The sequence below is a fragment of the Liquorilactobacillus mali KCTC 3596 = DSM 20444 genome (assembly GCF_000260415.1).
GTDB classification, from domain to species: domain Bacteria; phylum Bacillota; class Bacilli; order Lactobacillales; family Lactobacillaceae; genus Liquorilactobacillus; species Liquorilactobacillus mali.
The window spans coordinates 1-16,953 of sequence record NZ_BACP01000058.1; the positions used below are offsets into that span (position 1 = coordinate 1).

Sequence of the window (16,953 nt, forward strand, 5' to 3'; positions counted from 1 at the left end):
CATACAAACAAAATGCATAAAAATTCAATAAATGAATTATCACATATTATTTGTTTGTCTATTTAATTATAGACGATAAAGCATTTACTGTCAACAAGTATTTATTGCTATTTCTTAAAAAAAGAATCAATCTGTTGCAGCAACATTGATTACTATACGCTCTCACAATTAAGTCGTCAAGAAAAAATTTAAAAATAAATATCAGCAAAAAAATTCCAAAAATATCTGCCATTGAATATCCTAACTATTTTATTGTATAAATAAAAATAATTCGGAATTTAGTGTAAATACTATCAAAAAAACTTTATTCTGAAAAAAACATTAAATTCAGAATAAAGCTTTTTCTATTTTACTTTAGCAAGAAAATATTTCTTTTTACCCCGACGCGCAATTACAAATTTTCCTTCGAATGATTCAGCAGGATTAATTATATAATCTAGATCCTTGATTCTATCACCATTTATATATATAGCTCCATTCGTAACGTCTTCACGAGCTTGGCGTTTTGATTTCTCAATTTGAGTTGAAACAAGCCAATCAACAATATTCATTGACTCATTCGCAATCTCAACCGTTGGCATCTTTTTAAACCCTTGCTTTATTTCAGTAGCAGTCAGCATCTTAACATCCCCAGAAAATAATGCCTTTGAAATATGTTCAGCTTGGATTACCGCATCTTTACCATGTACAAAAGCTGTCACTTCTTCAGCCAATCTTCTTTGAGCCTCGCGCTTCTCAGGCTCAGCGGCAACCTTCTTAGCCAACTCATCAATTTCCTCTTTTGTCAAAAAAGTAAAGTATTTCAAATATTTCACTACATCGCGATCATCTTGATTCAACCAGAACTGATAAAATTCATAAGGTGTTGTTTTCTCAGGATCCAGCCAAACTGCTCCACCTGCGGTTTTCCCAAACTTAGTCCCATCAGCCTTCAACATCAAGGGAATTGTTAATGCAAATGCCTCTGTATCAGACCCTTCAATCTTATGAATCATGTCAATTCCCGCTGTGATATTTCCCCATTGATCTGCACCGCCAATTTGCAATTCAACATCCTTTTCCTTCAGTAAATGATGAAAATCAATTGACTGCAGAATTTGATATGTGAATTCCGTAAAAGAAATTCCACTCTCTAGTCGACTCGAGACAACTTCTTTGTTCAACATTGTATTTATACTAAATAACTTCCCATAATCACGTAAGAAACTCAGCAGGTCTATTTTTGACAGCCAATCATAATTATTCACAATAGTTATATTATCCTTGCCAAAAAGGTGTTTCATTTGAGATGTCAGTGCTTCTTCATTGTGATGAACCTGCTCCATAGTCTGCAGAACTCTCTCAGAATTTCGACCAGAAGGATCACCTATTGACCCCGTACCACCGCCAATTATAATATGTGCGCGATGTCCAGCCATCTGGAATCGTTTGAGCATCATAAATGGGATAAGATGTCCAATGTGTAGGCTATCTCCAGTTGGATCAACACCACAGTATACGCCAATCGACTTTTCTTCAACTTTTTTCCTTAGTTCTTCTTCATCTGACATTTGGTTAATCGCACCACGCCATGTCAATTCATCAATAATATTCATTTTTCCCCTCCTGAAATAAAAAATCCCTAATACTATTAATAATAGTATTAGGGACGAAATAAATTCCGCGTTACCACCCAAGTTGTCATGATCATGACCAGCTCTTACACCGATAAAGAGGTGAACCTAATCCAAGCTCAATAGTGTAATTCGGAAGAATAATTTATCTTGATTTGCAGCACCATCAAGTCTCTTAAATAGTGATTACCTTCCTACTATCTATCTCATTGCTTTTTGACAGATAAAGTATAACTTAGACATACCTAAGTGTCAATTAAATTCTAACTGCTTTGTTCTTGAGTTTTACCTGGCATTCGGGACAAACTCCATAAACTTCATACTGGCTATTCAAAACCTGATAACCAGTCTTGGCTATAGCAATTTTCTCATTTTTCTTATATGAATCATCAAAAACATCAACTATCTTATTACAATTAACACAAATTACATGATAGTGTGGCACTTCGAAATAATCATATCGCATATGCCCACCACTATCAGCCGCAATTTCAATAATCAAATTATGATCTACAAATAACTGCAGTGTATTGTACACAGTAGCCAAACTGACACTGAAACCATTTTTTCTGACATACTTGAAAATCATCTCAATCGATGGATGAGCATGTGACGTCATTAAATATGACAGTATTACCTGTCTTTGTGGCGTATTTTTAATTTTGTTGCTCTTTAGTTTATTCGCAGCTACCAGCAAAGTATTTTGTTCCTGCGTTGCCATCACATTCACTCCTCAATAGTTATAAATGATAATAATTCTCAACAACAATATTATACCTTAGACAAAAAAAAGTCTATCTAAGAGTTGGCAACTCTTCAAAATCAAAAATATAATGCGCCACACTGCGTCCATTTTTAGATTCTATTCTTAACTGTGCCGGCAATTGTTCACGTAATGCACTTACATGACTAATTATTCCAATTAAACGATTCTTTCCTTCTAAAGTCTGGAGTGCTTCTAATGCAACTTGCAATGAATCGTCATCCAGTGCACCAAAACCTTCATCAATAAACAAAGCATCAATTTGAGTTCCTCCATTTATACTCTGAACAACTTCTGCCATGGCAAGCGCTAGACACAATGCCGCAATAAAACTCTCACCACCAGAAAGAGTCTTGACACTTCTAAGTTTACCCAAATCAGCATCAAAAATATCCAACTCGAGTCCCGTATCTGTAGCATAAGTTCCGTTACTCTTGTCAAGTTCAAAATAATATCGCTCATTCGTTAGATTCATTAATTTAACATTGGCTACTTGCAGCACCTGTCTCATATATTTGCGCAAGACATATCGCTCTAGGCCTAATTTAACTTTCCCTTTCCCACCTATCACTTCCAATAATTGGTTCCATTGAGCATCAAGTTTGAGTTTTGTCTGATATTCGGTCCATCTTTTTTTAACAGTCTGAGTAACTTTGAATAGTTCAGAGTATTCCTGTGAATTCTTTTCATATTCCGCAAAAGCAAATTCTTTGTCCTGTTTTAATTGCACCAGTCTTGCATCTAATTCTGTAATATTTTGAATATCTTTACCATCCGTTCTCATTTCAAGATCAGCAATTTGTGTCTTTAATTCAACAATTTTATTCTGATAATTCCGAATTTCTGATTCAATCACAGCAATCTCTTTTACCTCATCAATCCCTGACCTCATCTTAGCAATGGTTAAATTCTTGTCATGCTTGAACATAATTTCATTGAGTTTTTTTCTATTTTGTCGCAAACTCGCTTCTAAAGAACCATTTGTTTCTTTAAGACCTTCAAGTCTCTCAGTAAGCATCGTTAAGCTGGTAGCAAGCTTGACCGCCTGATCGACAACTTTTTTCTTTTCTGTCTCAAAATCTGTAATTACTTGTTGTTTTTCGAATATAAGTAGTTCCATTTGTTGTAATGAAGTAATGCCATTTGGTATTTCTGCGTGAACCGTTGCTAATTTTGCCTCTATTTTAGCAATGTCGAGTTTAAAACCACGTTCTTGTTCTTTTAACGATTCCATTTTCTCTTCAAACTTTGCTTTTTCATGCAGCATATCTTCAAGATTTATTGAGGCATCTTTAATATTCTGTTTTTGCTCCTTTAGCTCCCGAATCCCAGTATTTAAATCTTTTTTTAATTCAGAGACCCGTATCTGCATCTCCGCAAAATCAACTTCTTTTATATTCAGAATATCATTCAATTTTTGCAAGTCTTGGTCGGAAGTGATCATTAGTTCTGCAATTCTTTCCTCATTGGTATCAATCTTGCCCGCTATTTCACCACTATTTTGCATTAATTTCTGTTGCTTTTTTGCTGCATCTTCAACATCGCTTTCTGTCACCTCAACTAGCAATTCATCTATCATCGATGCTTGTGGATGTTCTAATGAACCGCATAGCGGACAAGGTTCACCTGGTTTTAACTTCTTACTTAACATAATTATCTGATTTTTTGCTAGTACAGCATCTAATTCTTCGTGCTTTTCTTTTGCAATGCTCATCTGCTTTTTTGTATCTGCTAAATCAGCTTTCAGTTTTGTTAAAGTTACCTTTAATTTACCAACCTTGGACTTGTTTTCCTCCATTTCTTCTATCAATTCATCTGCTTTGGTGAGATTGCTCCCTGTTTCTTGCAATTTCAATTCTTTTTCTGATATACCTTCGTTCAGCTTAATAATTCCCTGCTGCTTTTCAATATTTTTCTGGTCTAGAGCTAATGTTTTCTCTAGTTTGGTTATCTCATTTTTAAGTATCTTGAACTCATTGCCAGCAGTTATCCGTTCAACATCTAATTGCGCTGCTTTTTCAACATAAACCTTCTTATCTTTTAATCGTCTTACATCATCAGTTAAAGAATTAATTTCATCTTCTTTTGCTTCTAAATTCCTATTTTCTTCTTGATTTGCCCTAAGTTTCTCTTCGACAGTTCTTTTCTGTGCAGCAACCTCTTCAATTTTGTCCTTTGTTTTATCATAGGACGATTGTTGTTCTTCAAGCCTTAAAACTAACTGTTCATTTTTCTGAAGCCATTTCAACTCATTTAATTTTTTCTCTTCTTCTTTAAGCCAGTCTTCATTTCTAAATTCAAGTAAACTGTTTTTAATAGATCCTAATGTTTCAAAGTCCTGCAGTAATAGTTTGTTTTTCAGTAAATTATCTTGCGCATCTGCAACCTGTTCTTCCATCTTGGTTAACTTTAACTTAGCAGCATCTCTAACTCGCTTACTCTCTTTATTTCTTTCACCTGCAGCCTCTAACCAACTGGCCACATCCAGTTTGCTATCGATTCCATTGATTTGGCCCTTTAATGCATCAATCTCATTCTGCTTTTCTTGGATCTGATTATGTGTCTCTTTTGCTTGGTTTTGAATATCATCCGCCCATTTCTTAAACAAACTCGTAGAAAAGAGCTCACGTAATAGTTTTTCTTTTTCATTACTATCTGAATCTAAAAAATTCCGAAATTTTCCCTGCGGCAACATAATTATCTGTGTAAACTGTTCTAATGTCAGATGAATTAATTCTTGAATAAATTTATTGACTAGCCCAACTTTATTTAGTTCAACTTCTTTACCATCATCTTGATAGCTCAGCAGTACTGTCATATTTTGAATTTTTGTTCCAGAACCTCTCTTTTTGATAATGACTTGTTTGGGTTGGCGTTTAATACGATAAACTTTATCTTGATGTTCAAAAATAAATTCAACTTCTGTCACCTCAGATTCTTTGGCAAAACCTGAGCGCATTGCTTCTGCCTCACGATCATCCCCTGATGTGCTTCCAAAAAGAGCAAAACACATGGCGTCAAAAATCGTCGTTTTTCCACTACCAGTTTTACCACTGATTAGAAAAAGCGGTTGTTCAGCAAAACGTGTAAAATCAATTTCTTGTTTTGCATATGGCCCAAAATTAGTCATCTTTATTTTCAGCGGCTTCATTCTTCTTCACCACCAATCACACGTTCAAGACTATTAGATGCCCATTTTTTTTGCTGCTCCGTTATTTTTTCACCTGTCATATCCTCAAAAAAATTCTCTAACAACCTCATTGGATCTAATTCAAGCACAATGTCTTCATTCTTCGGAAGATCTACTATTTGATTTTCACGACTTAAGCTTATTATTTTGGGATAGAATTCACGCAAATTATTCATGACGTTTGGAATAACCGCCTTATCTGTCAGTGTAATCGCTACGAAATCTTCATTGTCTACTTCGTTATATACACTTGGCGAAATCAGCTCTTCATACCTATCTTGCAGCAATACAATATCATTAAGAGGTTTTATAGCAACAAAATCAGAATGGAAAGGTTCAGTATCAACAATCCATACACCCTTAGTAGTCTCTGCTTCTGACACTGAAAACTTAGCAAGAGACCCACTATATTTAATTCGTTCATCATGCAATGCATTAACATCATGAAGATGACCCAAAGCTACGTAATCAAAGTCTGTAAGGAGGTCTAATGGTACAGCGTTTAATCCTCCTACCTCAATTTTTGTTTCAGAATCAGTTTTGGTACTACCAGCTGCAAAAAAATGTGCGACCAACACATGTTTTTTATTTGCAGCAAAGTTCTCTTTCATTTTTTTTATTATCTTTTTCATAGCAACAGTCAAATCAGTCAATGATTCATCCGCAAAAAAGTTTCTAGCCTGAAATATTTGAAAATACGGTAATAAAAAGAACTGTGTATCTGAAAATTCAACAGGTGTCATTGCTTCTTCGATACTAGTATTCAAGAAGTATTGCGTCGCTTTAAACCATTCCCTTCCAGTATTCAGTCTAGCTGCTGAATCATGATTACCACTGATAGCCAAGATTGGTTTCTTTAATTTTAAATTCAGCTCTACAATCATTTTATTCAAACGATTTACAGAATCTTCATTTGGCAAAGCTCTATCATATAAGTCACCAGCAATTACAATTGCATCAACTTTCTTTTCTAACGCAATTTTTGTAATTTGTGCAAAATCATGCTCCTGTTCCTTCGCTAAATCATATCCGTATAATTTTCTCCCGATATGCCAGTCTGCTGTATGTAAGAAGCGCATCCTATCCCCACCTTTTTTACGAACGTCTGTTCATTTTAAAAGTATAACATATCTTGCCTTTGATATTTACTCACTTGCAAAGTGTAAATAAAAGGACCAGTCAAAAGTCGTCCTTTGTCCTAGTCCCTTCATTTTTTTACATGTAAAAAATATGCATAAGCCAAAATAATCCAATTGTCTTCAAATTTCTTCAATTTATATTGATCTTTCAGAAATATTATACAAAATATCTAGTACTATTTATTACGCAATGCTAAAATCTGTCTAACCATTGATAATTCCTCATTTGTTGGGATTATCATTATTTTTGCAGAAGAATCTTCCGCTGATATTACCCCTTCTTTATTTGTTTCATTGGCATCCTGAGAGATTTTCAGACCCAACACTTGCAGTTTCTCAACAATAAGATTACGTAATTCTCGATTATTTTCTCCAATTCCACCAGCAAATACCAGAACATCCAGTCCACCCAATTCAGCATAATAGCTTCCGACATACTTGACTATGCGATTAATAAAAATGTCGATTGCAAGTTTTACCTGTTCTTGCTCCGAGTTTGCCAATAAATCCCGCATATCCGAAGATATCCCGGAAACACCAAGTAGTCCGGATTCCTTATTCAGCATCAACAGAACTTCGTTCAAACTTAGTGATAGTTTCTTCATCAGATATGGAATGATCGATGGATCAACATCGCCAGCACGTGTTCCCATTGTTAAGCCTGTCAAGGGTGTAAATCCCATTGATGTATCAAATGCCTTACCATCTTTTTCAGCAGCTACTGATGCTCCGCTTCCTAAATGAAGTGTTATCATCTTCAAAGATTTCAACGGCTTATTTAGCAAATCTGCTGCCCGATGAGAAATATATTCATGGCTAATTCCATGTTCTCCATATCTTCTAATTCCAAATTTCTTTGTATATTCATATGGTATGCTGAAAATCGCATTTTTTTCAGGTAAATCCGTGAAGAATTGACTATCAAAAACAGCATATTGTGGAACTTCAGACAATGTCTGCTTCATGATATTCACATATTTAACTTCCATTGGATTATGTAAAGGTGCAAAATCATTCATTTTAGATAACTTGTTTAAATTATCCTCTGTCAATTCGACAGCTTCCTTAAACAGTTCACCACCTGCAACAACACGATGCCCTACAGCCTCTATTTCTCCTAAATCAGTAATGATTTTAAGTTCTTGCAACTTTTCAAAAATTAACTCAGCAGCCTTTTCATAAGATAAATTATCAATCTTAATCTCATACTTTTTGCCACTGTATTTAACTTCGAATAGGGATCCTAGCATGTTTATTCGTTCTACTAGGCCCTTCGCGATAACACTCTCATCACTTGCTTCAAATAACTTCCATTTAACTGAAGAACTTCCTGCATTTACCAAGAATACCTTACCCAATCAAAGCACCTCCATTATTATTAACTTAATTATATCGTACTTCTTATTTTCTGACAGTATTCCATTAAAATTTGCACAAATCAAGCACCTACTAAAAAAGTATGCTAAAATTTTTCGTAATAACTAATTAAGAGGTAACTACCATGATTACAAAGCATATAATAGAAGGAAAAAGAAACTCATTCACTTGGTTCGACGTTTGTGACATCACCGATGAAGACAAAAATAACCTCATTGAAAACCATGAACTCAATCCCAGACACATTGCATACGCAACAGATAAACATGAAAGAGCTCGCTACGATCAGCAAGAAAACATCGAAATATTGATTTATAACTTACCTGTTAAAAAAAATGTCGACACTAATAATTTTGTTTTGGAGCCAATCACATTTTTGGTCAAGAAAAATACTGTTTTTACCTTCCGTTCTAAATTCTTAGATCTTGATACTGCAAAAACGATTGCAAAAGCGACTCATTTGGATGCATCAATAAAAACCTTGATTTTAACTATCTTATATCAAGTCACAATCTGCTTTCAAGATGCCATTGACAATCTAAACCTCACACGCGATCGTTATTTAAATAACCTTAAACACAAAATAAGCAATCAGAATCTGATTCAGTTATCAAATGTTGAACGCAGTCTTGTTTATATCGCTAGTGGTATCAAAACAAATCTATTAGTTCTTGAGAATATAACTGAAAATCAATCTTCACAAGAATTATCTCAAACAGAAAAAAAACTCTTGCATAATATTTCAATTGAAGCCCATCAGGCAGAACAAACTGTCGAGATTGCATTAGAAGTTACTGAGCGTATATCTGCAACGTCGAACAACTTACTCAATAATAATTTAAATGATGTTATGCGTTTTTTGACTGTTTGGTCTCTTGTGCTAACAATTCCGACTATTATCACAGGCTTTTATGGTATGAATGTAGTTCTACCATTCGCTAAGGGTTCGATTGCATGGGTCAATATTACATTTGCGACAATAATTATGATAATAATTCTAGTTATTTTTTTCAAAATTCGTAGATTTTTCTAAAAATGTTGCAAAAAGCCGAAATATTTGTAATTTATCTTCTTAATACCCCCCAAAATGGGACCATCAAATAAAAAAAGCATTTTTTTCTATTTTTTTTCTGCAAATACTAAAATTTCTGGCAATTTTTTATCCATTTTTGTCACATTTAATGAAAGGTCTCATAAACACCTTCACTTTAGCAATATTTCGCTTTTTTATTCTGAATTATCACTTATTTATATTACGATATATTACAAAAGCAATAAAATGTTACAAAAAAGATCCCTATAGTAACAGAACTGCTATTTTCCTGTCATGTTTAATGGATATACTAATCACTGTTGACGCGATTTGATTTGGAAATCGCATGAAGGGTAGCTAAATGCTACGAGACAAAAAACAGGAGTGAATATATAACTATGGATATTAAGAAAATTTTATTGTCAGCTGCAACAGTTACAGGTATGTTAACAGCTGGTACAGTCGCAGCAAATGCTGATACTGTTACAGTTAAGGCTGGGGATACTGTTTCTGAATTAGCCAATGAATACAACACTACAATCGATGCTATTAAGCAACAAAATAGTTTACAAGATGCAAACGTGATTGTTGTTGGTCAAAAATTAGAAATTGGTGGAACTACAAGTACTACAAGTACCTCAACAAGTACTACAAGCACAGCATCAACTTCTACCAGCACAACAAGTGCACCTGCTGCAAGTACAACAAGTACACCAGCTGTAAGCACAAGTAATACTTCAAGTGCTGCAACTAGTACACCTGCTGTAAGTTCTTCGAGCACTACTACAGCTGCTGCTAGCTCAAATACGGCAACATCCACAACATCGACAAGTACATCAACATCATCAAGCGAATCTGCTGCTCGTGCTTGGATTGCCGCTCGTGAATCAGGTGGTTCATATACAGCAAAAAATGGTCAATATTATGGTAAATACCAACTTTCTGCTTCGTATTTGAATGGTGATTATTCTGCTGCTAACCAAGAACGTGTTGCCAACAGTTATGTTGTCAGTCGTTATGGCTCATGGCAGAATGCGGTTCAACATTGGCAAACTAACGGCTGGTACTAAAACTAGTCGTCAATTACAACAGTGTTATAATATAGTTTTTAAATAGGATATTAATAAAAAAAGGCGTTGACACGATTATTTTGTGTCAGCGCCTTTTTTATGCATATTCAAATTACAGTTTGCCTAAAAAGAATTGTTTATCTTATCTAAACTTGCTTCAAATTGCCATCCATAATCTCATAAATTCGATTGGCGTATTCCTTTAATCGCAAATCATGTGTCACTATGATAACGGACTTATTATGGTTATGTGCTAAATCTCTAAATAATTTCCCCACTTCAACAACTCTTTGTGAATCCAGAGCTGCAGTTGGTTCATCAGCAAAGATTATATCTGGATTCGAATAAAGTGCCCGTGCAATTGCTACACGCTGTCTCTGCCCCCCCGACAACTCACGCGGATACTGATTCAATAAATCTGCGATTCCTAGTTGTTTAATTACTGCAGTGAAATCAGCTTTATTCATGTTCCCTTCTTTTTTTACACGCCTCGCTAATTCAAATTGTTCTTCAACTCTAAGATACGGAACCAAGCTATAATTTTGTAAAACAAAACCAATTTTTTCTAATCTAAGTTGTTCTTTTTGTTTCTCTTTCAAACTATCTAGTTTTACATTATCAATAAGTACTTCCCCAGAAGAGGGTGTCTGTATTCCACCCGCAATTGTCAGAAAAGTACTTTTCCCAGATCCAGAAGGGCCTAGCACCAGACATAGCTCACCTTTTTGTGCTTTAAAATTAACATTAGTTAGGACATGAATCCGATTCTTCTTCTCACCAAAATATTTATTAATTTCTCTTAAAATAACCTTCTCCATTACCTATCCTCCAATCACTGTCACTGGATCAACACGTGTCACTACCCTTATTGGAATTATTACACCCAACAATGCAACCACAACTAAGCCAATAGCCACAATACTCAGCAATGGAATACTGAAATACATTGGGACTTCCGAAGGTATGAAGCTCGCTGTTAATCCCGTCAGTGCAGTTCCAACTATCAACCCACTGACAACAATTAATAGTGACTGTGAGATCGTAGCACGTACCAATACGCCCACAGGAACCCCCTGTGCTCGTAATACTGCATAGTTCTCTAGTTTTTGCATTGTCAGTATATATAGGAACACAGCAACTACTACTAGTGAGATTATCATTAAGAAACCTATCATAAAAATAAAGGTAGTCAGTTGTGCAGAATACCCAGGAAGTTTTTTAATGAACCCTCCTACTGAGTAATTCTTTAAACCACTATCCTTGCTGAGAATAGGCTTACTATCTTGCGAGACAATTGCGCTTGCTGCAAAAGTAGATCCTGCATTTTTTAATACCTTGGCCACACTATTAGCGCCGTAGATGACAGGAGCAATATTAAGTTTCTCATTATTTACAAAACCGCTAATTAAATAATTGGTTTGACCAGAATTCAACTTAACCTTATCCCCTATCTGATAACCTGCTTGCTTAAGTGAGCTATCTGCCAGTACCTCATTAGCTTTTATTGGCTTTTTACCCTCTATGACTTTCAAATTTTTCATAATAAACTGGTTACTATTTACGCCCACAAACTGTGCACTAACCTTACTATTACCATCACCGTGAACTACGACCGGGACTTGCGTTACAATTGCTGTTTTCTTACCAGTCTGTACCTTGTTTAATTGTGATTTTGTAATTATCGATTGGGTCATGCTTGTATTAGCATTATCATTTAAAATAACACTTTGAATATCCCATGATTTAATTGCATCCGTATTCTGTCTAGCTAATCCTTGGGCTAAACTAGTTAAAATAAATATTAAATAACTTATTAAAACAATCATTGCTATGATCAACGTATACCTCAGTTTTTCGTAACGCATTTCTTTCCATGCAAGGAACATATTTTAATCCTCCTGTTTTATTTTTTTGACAGCCATATCTAGATAATTTAGTAATTTTTCTTTATCAGTAGGTTTAAGAAGTATTTGTTTAATAACTTCATGAGACAAAACCATCACGGCCCATTCTTCAAAATCTGCTGGCTGTTCTTCAAATACCTGTTTTTCTTCGTTCTTAATTAGTGATTCATTCACACAAAGATGCATTTTGATAAAATTAAAGAACTGACTGTTTGCAGTTTGTTCCACAAAATTGCGAACAAGCATTTGATAAGGAATTTTTTGCCCCTGTCTGCTTACATTTTGTTTATGAATTTCTTCCATAGCGATTCGATAAACATACCAGTACGCATCATTAATACCATTAAAGTATTTGTAAAAACTTCCTCTTGAAATCCCAACTTCATTAATAATTCTTGCAACTTGCGCCTGAGACAATGGATACTTTTCAAATTCATTCAGCATTGCCCGAAATATTCTTTTTTTCTTTTCAATATTTAAATTTTCAAATGTTTCTGAAACCACATGACTCCCTCCTTACATTTTTGGTGACACGGTGTCACTATGTATGGATAATAGTTCAGTCATGTATTATCTGTCAAGTTAATAGTTTTATCAGAATTTAGGAATACATGGCATACTATCGTACTTAAATTTTATCATTATTACTACTATTTTTACTTCTATTATTTGCATTATTGCTAGATAAAACAGTTAAATTGAGAGTATTAATCGCAAATAAAAAAGCTGAGTTTTTTAACCCAGCCTAACTTATACTAATTATTTGTGATATAAAATTCATTGAACCAATCATATATATCCTTCGGTTCACTGTAATCAACAATATGACCACCAGGATATTCATGATACTCAACGTTGTCAGTATATTTTCTAAAGAAACTTGCAAGTTTGCGACCAGTTTCAAGTGGAAACACTGGGTCTTTTTGTCCCTGAGAAATAAATACTCCTGTATCCAACTTTTTTTCTGTAAGGCTCTTTCTAGCTTCCTCAATATAGAATTGAGGCAATCTTGCACTTAATATTGCTACTACATCCAACCAATTCGGATAGAAAATACTCAAACCTGCGCTAATAATTGCACCTTGACTAAATCCCAAGCAAAATAACGGATTACCTTGCAAGTTTTTCTGCCCTAGGATTTTTTCTACTTGATCATGAATACCTGCGATAACATCCCCAATAACTTCTGTTTCTGTCTTATCAATAAATTTAGGAATAAAATATGCATATCCACTTCCGTAATTGAGATCACCTTGTATATGCAACTCAATTACATCTTTCCCAAAAACTGGAACCAGTGGCCTCAAATCAAAATAAGATGAGTTCATTCCATGGAGTGTCATAACAATTGGGGTTTCCTTGGTCACTTCAATCTTAGGATATATAATCTCATATTTATACTTCATATTAATCTCCTATTTCTATATTTTAATTATAACTTTTTTAATTATAATTGCTAACATCTTAAATAGAAATTAAAAATTAATAAATTTAACAAAATATAATCTTTATTAAAAAAATGACCTTGCTATTTTTTTATATGTTTCAATTGTATTTATGTAACTTTTAATACTAGTCATTTCATTTGCCTGGTGAGCTATTTCCCAAGTATTCGGTCCTAACACCACAACCGGCAATGTCGGATATTTCTGCACATAAACACTCGCATCAGTTGCACCATTAATAATTCCCAATTGTGCTTTAGAACCAAAATTCTCCTTTGCTGCTTTAAGTACTTGTTTTACAAAAGTATTCTCTGAAGACGTACTCATCGGGAAAAAGTCATGGACTATTTCAAGTTCTAACTTTAATTTATGTTCTTCATTTAAATTACGAATTACCTTAGCAAGCATGTCTTTGACCTTTTGATTACTCAGCACCATTGTTGGTCGAATATTACCATATAGTTCTGCATAGTCGGGGATTATATTAACTTGACTACCCCCTTTGATTGTAGTGATACTGTGTTTGAACTTTCCTAGGATTGAATCGACAGGGCTATTCTCAAATATCTTCCGTTCAGCATTAATGAAATAATTCAACCCAATAATTGCATTAGTTCCTCTTTCAGGGATTGAACTATGTACAGATTTGCCAAAACTTTTAATTCGATAATTTAATGATCCTGAATGTGCATGAATTATTTTACCACCAGTAGGTTCTCCCACAACCATGGCTGAAACGTCATCCAATACATCACTATCAGCTAAACGATATGCACCCTTTGCACCGAATTCTTCACCTGAAGTAGCTACCAATCTTATTCTGCCTGGAATTTTTTCTAAATCTTCATTCAATTCAATCATTGCAATTACCGCTGCTGCTAAACCACTCTTCATATCTGCGGCACCACGCCCATAGATATTATCGCCAACTACTTCAGCTTCAAAGGGTTTGTGTTTCCATTTTCTTTCATCCCCAATCGCTACAGTATCTTGGTGACCTTCAAAGCAAAGTACTGGCCCATTGCCGACACCGATATTGGCAATAAGGTTTGCACTATCTTCATCAAAGTAATCTGCATGTACCTTAATATTTTTATCTTCGAGTAGTTTTACCAGATACTTAGTTACTTTTGCTTCATGTCCGTTAACTGAATTTATTTTTATCAAATCACGTAATATTTTAATTTTTTCATCTTTATTCATAGTCTATCCTCCTCAATTAATTTAGTATAAAAAAATTAGTGCGCACTTTCCTAATAGAAAAGCAGCACTAATCATCTATTCTTTTTTACTAAAGCTCTTAAAATCTAATACTTTATCTTTAACTAAAATTGCTTTCTTTACTGAAGATGGATTGTGAGCAATTTGATATTTAAGTTTATCAAGTGTATCTATTACCTTACGCAATTCTTTAACTTCTTGCAAAACATCCTCATCAGCCTCACTAACAGCCTGTAGATTGACAAGATTTTTTACCATTGTCTGGTACCTAATGATTGCAAAAATAATATTGAAATTCGAAGAAATCGTCCTTGGATTCTCTAGATCTGGATGTTTTTCAAGAAGAGAATATATTTCTGGATAGTAGCGCAAAGCCACCGTGTATAATGGAAAATACCGATGAAATACTTGTTCCTCATTCTTAAATCCGAATCGATCAACTTTTTCCATAATATCTCCCCCTACAAATCCAACTATTACCTAAAAATCAGCCGGTCTTGTAATACCTTTACCAAAATAATATACAATTGCCTTCAAAATTCGTTCACTTGCATGACCATCACCATAAGGATTTTTCGCTTTTGCCATTGCTTGATAAATTTCGTCATCATTTAACAGCAAGTCCATATTTTTCTCGACTTCCATCTGGTTTGTCCCGACAAGCCTTAGTGTTCCAGCTTCAACGCCTTCTGGTCGCTCAGTTGTATCACGTAAAACGAGAACTGGCTTTTTCAATGCTGGGGCCTCTTCTTGGACACCACCAGAATCTGTCATAATATAATAGCTTCTAGCACAGAGATTGTGAAAATCAACAACATCCAAAGGCTCAATCAAATGAATTCTTTCAGTATTCCCAAGTATCCGCTTAGCAACCTCTCTAACTTTCGGATTCAGATGCATCGGATAAACTACCTCTACATCCTGATTTTGCTCAACAATTTTGTGCACAGCCTTAAATACCTGTTCCATTGGCTCCCCGAGATTCTCGCGTCGATGCATTGTCAATAATATCAATCTATTCTTCTCATCTACTTCTTCTAGTACACTATGATGATAATCACTTGTCACAGTTTCTTCAAGTGCATCAATCGCTGTATTACCAGTTATAAATATCTGTTCACTTTTATGGTTTTCCTTAAGTAAATTATCTTTACTCTGACTGGTAGGAGCAAAATAGATATCACTCAAAACATCCGTCATTTGACGATTCATCTCTTCTGGATAAGGAGAATACTTATTCCATGTCCTTAGACCAGCTTCAACATGACCTAATGGAATTTGGCGATAAAAAGTTGCTATACTTGCTGCAAAAGTTGTCGTCGTGTCTCCATGAACCAAAACTATATCAGGTTTTTCCTTCTCTAACACTCCATCTAATAATTTCAAAACATTAGCAGTGATATCTCCTAATGTTTGATTTTGTTTCATAATATCAAGATCATAATCAGGGACAATATTAAAAGTTACCATCACTTGATCCAACATTTCACGATGCTGTGCCGTCACAACGGTTACGGTATCAAACTGACTTTCTCTCTTCTTCAATTCTAATATCACAGGTGCCATCTTGATAGCCTCAGGTCTAGTACCAAAAACTGTCATCACTTTTAATTTCTTCAAAAAATATTCACCTCAATATTATCTAATTTATGTATTAATTGTACTACAAACAAAAGTTTACTGGAACAGTAATCCCAAGTAGTTTATACTGCTTTTTGCATATATTCTCCATATATCTGTTAGAAAATTCACAAAAGTTAACCATAATGGCCCTTACTTCAAAGAAAGGAGCCAAATCAAAAGTTAACTTTCGACTTGGCTCCTTTTTAATCAGTTATAGATATCCGAGTGCGCTTGATCGGAATCGAACCGATGACCTACCGCTTAGGAGGCGGTTGCTCTATCCTGCTGAGCTACAAGCGCATACCAATAAGCAAAATACTAACTATATAAGTATATGAAGATAACCTCCTAAAGTCAATAGTTCGCTTTATTAGTAACTGACTTAAAATAAATATTCTCACACAGTCTGTTTAATTAGGGCGTGTGGCATAAGTCAATAAAATTTGGGCATTAACACGAAATACGAATATAGCTTTAACTTTGCCACACGTAACTCACAACTAGACGAAGAATTTTGACTTATTGTGAACACGTTTATCTAGGATTAATAGGAAGCGAGTTAAATTTTAATTTTT

The 16,953-nt window shown here is 34.6% G+C and carries 14 protein-coding genes, 1 tRNA gene and 1 other annotated feature; of the genes, 2 read left to right on the top strand and 13 right to left on the bottom strand.

Going from position 1 to position 16,953, the window contains the following annotated elements; translation table 11 throughout:
• Window positions 1–344: 344 nt before the first annotated feature.
• The 5 genes from tyrS to GSM_RS10260 all read right to left on the bottom strand — a co-directional run bounded on the left by tyrS (window position 345) and on the right by GSM_RS10260 (window position 8,063).
• Window positions 345–1,595, bottom strand: coding sequence for a tyrosine--tRNA ligase (gene tyrS / locus GSM_RS10240; RefSeq protein WP_010078195.1), 1,251 nt, complete (start codon window positions 1,593–1,595; stop codon window positions 345–347).
• A gap of 46 nt (window positions 1,596–1,641) precedes the next feature.
• Window positions 1,642–1,832, bottom strand: a binding site (T-box leader).
• Between the two features lie 37 nt (window positions 1,833–1,869).
• Window positions 1,870–2,334, bottom strand: a complete 465-nt coding sequence (locus GSM_RS10245; protein ID WP_003688470.1) for a Fur family transcriptional regulator — start codon at window positions 2,332–2,334, stop codon at window positions 1,870–1,872.
• A 73-nt stretch (window positions 2,335–2,407) separates the two neighbouring features.
• Entirely contained in the window at window positions 2,408–5,527 is a 3,120-nt protein-coding gene (locus GSM_RS10250; protein WP_003688469.1) for an AAA family ATPase, read from the bottom strand.
• On the bottom strand, window positions 5,524–6,645 hold the full coding sequence (locus GSM_RS10255; protein WP_003688468.1) for an exonuclease SbcCD subunit D: 1,122 nt from the start codon (window positions 6,643–6,645) through the stop codon (window positions 5,524–5,526). Before GSM_RS10255 ends, GSM_RS10250 begins: the two co-directional genes overlap by 4 nt.
• A 236-nt stretch (window positions 6,646–6,881) precedes the next feature.
• On the bottom strand, window positions 6,882–8,063 hold the full coding sequence (locus GSM_RS10260) for an acetate/propionate family kinase (RefSeq protein WP_003688467.1): 1,182 nt from the start codon (window positions 8,061–8,063) through the stop codon (window positions 6,882–6,884).
• Window positions 8,064–8,206: 143 nt separating this feature from the next.
• Between GSM_RS10260 and GSM_RS10265 the strand changes: the two genes are divergently transcribed.
• Both GSM_RS10265 and apf read left to right on the top strand, forming a co-directional pair.
• Window positions 8,207–9,115, top strand: coding sequence for a magnesium transporter CorA family protein (locus tag GSM_RS10265; protein ID WP_003688466.1), 909 nt, complete (start codon window positions 8,207–8,209; stop codon window positions 9,113–9,115).
• 398 nt (window positions 9,116–9,513) lie between these two features.
• Window positions 9,514–10,185: an aggregation-promoting factor gene (gene apf, locus GSM_RS10270; protein WP_003688465.1), complete on the top strand. Its 672-nt coding sequence runs from the start codon at window positions 9,514–9,516 to the stop codon at window positions 10,183–10,185.
• A gap of 146 nt (window positions 10,186–10,331) precedes the next feature.
• Here the strand turns inward: apf and GSM_RS10275 are convergent, their stop codons facing one another.
• The 8 genes from GSM_RS10275 to GSM_RS10310 all read right to left on the bottom strand — a co-directional run bounded on the left by GSM_RS10275 (window position 10,332) and on the right by GSM_RS10310 (window position 16,678).
• Window positions 10,332–11,003 (bottom strand): ABC transporter ATP-binding protein, encoded by a 672-nt coding sequence (locus GSM_RS10275; protein ID WP_003688464.1) that lies wholly within the window; start codon window positions 11,001–11,003, stop codon window positions 10,332–10,334.
• Between the two features lie 3 nt (window positions 11,004–11,006).
• Window positions 11,007–12,071, bottom strand: coding sequence for an ABC transporter permease (locus GSM_RS10280; protein WP_003688463.1), 1,065 nt, complete (start codon window positions 12,069–12,071; stop codon window positions 11,007–11,009).
• A gap of 3 nt (window positions 12,072–12,074) precedes the next feature.
• The gene (locus GSM_RS10285; RefSeq protein ID WP_003688462.1) at window positions 12,075–12,593 is read right to left on the bottom strand and encodes a TetR/AcrR family transcriptional regulator; all 519 of its coding nucleotides are present in this window, start codon (window positions 12,591–12,593) and stop codon (window positions 12,075–12,077) included.
• 251 nt (window positions 12,594–12,844) lie between these two features.
• Window positions 12,845–13,495 carry an alpha/beta hydrolase gene (locus GSM_RS10290; RefSeq protein WP_003688461.1) on the bottom strand — a complete coding sequence of 217 codons (651 nt, stop codon included), beginning with the start codon at window positions 13,493–13,495 and terminating at the stop codon, window positions 12,845–12,847.
• A 105-nt stretch (window positions 13,496–13,600) separates the two neighbouring features.
• Window positions 13,601–14,737, bottom strand: coding sequence for an ArgE/DapE family deacylase (locus tag GSM_RS10295; protein ID WP_003688460.1), 1,137 nt, complete (start codon window positions 14,735–14,737; stop codon window positions 13,601–13,603).
• A 75-nt stretch (window positions 14,738–14,812) separates the two neighbouring features.
• On the bottom strand, window positions 14,813–15,205 hold the full coding sequence (locus GSM_RS10300; RefSeq protein WP_003688459.1) for a hypothetical protein: 393 nt from the start codon (window positions 15,203–15,205) through the stop codon (window positions 14,813–14,815).
• Window positions 15,206–15,235: 30 nt separating this feature from the next.
• A complete protein-coding gene (wecB, locus tag GSM_RS10305; RefSeq protein ID WP_003688458.1) occupies window positions 15,236–16,375 on the bottom strand; it encodes a non-hydrolyzing UDP-N-acetylglucosamine 2-epimerase in 1,140 nt (379 codons plus the stop codon).
• A 229-nt stretch (window positions 16,376–16,604) separates the two neighbouring features.
• Window positions 16,605–16,678 (bottom strand) — tRNA-Arg (locus tag GSM_RS10310).
• Between the last annotated feature and the right edge of the window lie 275 nt (window positions 16,679–16,953).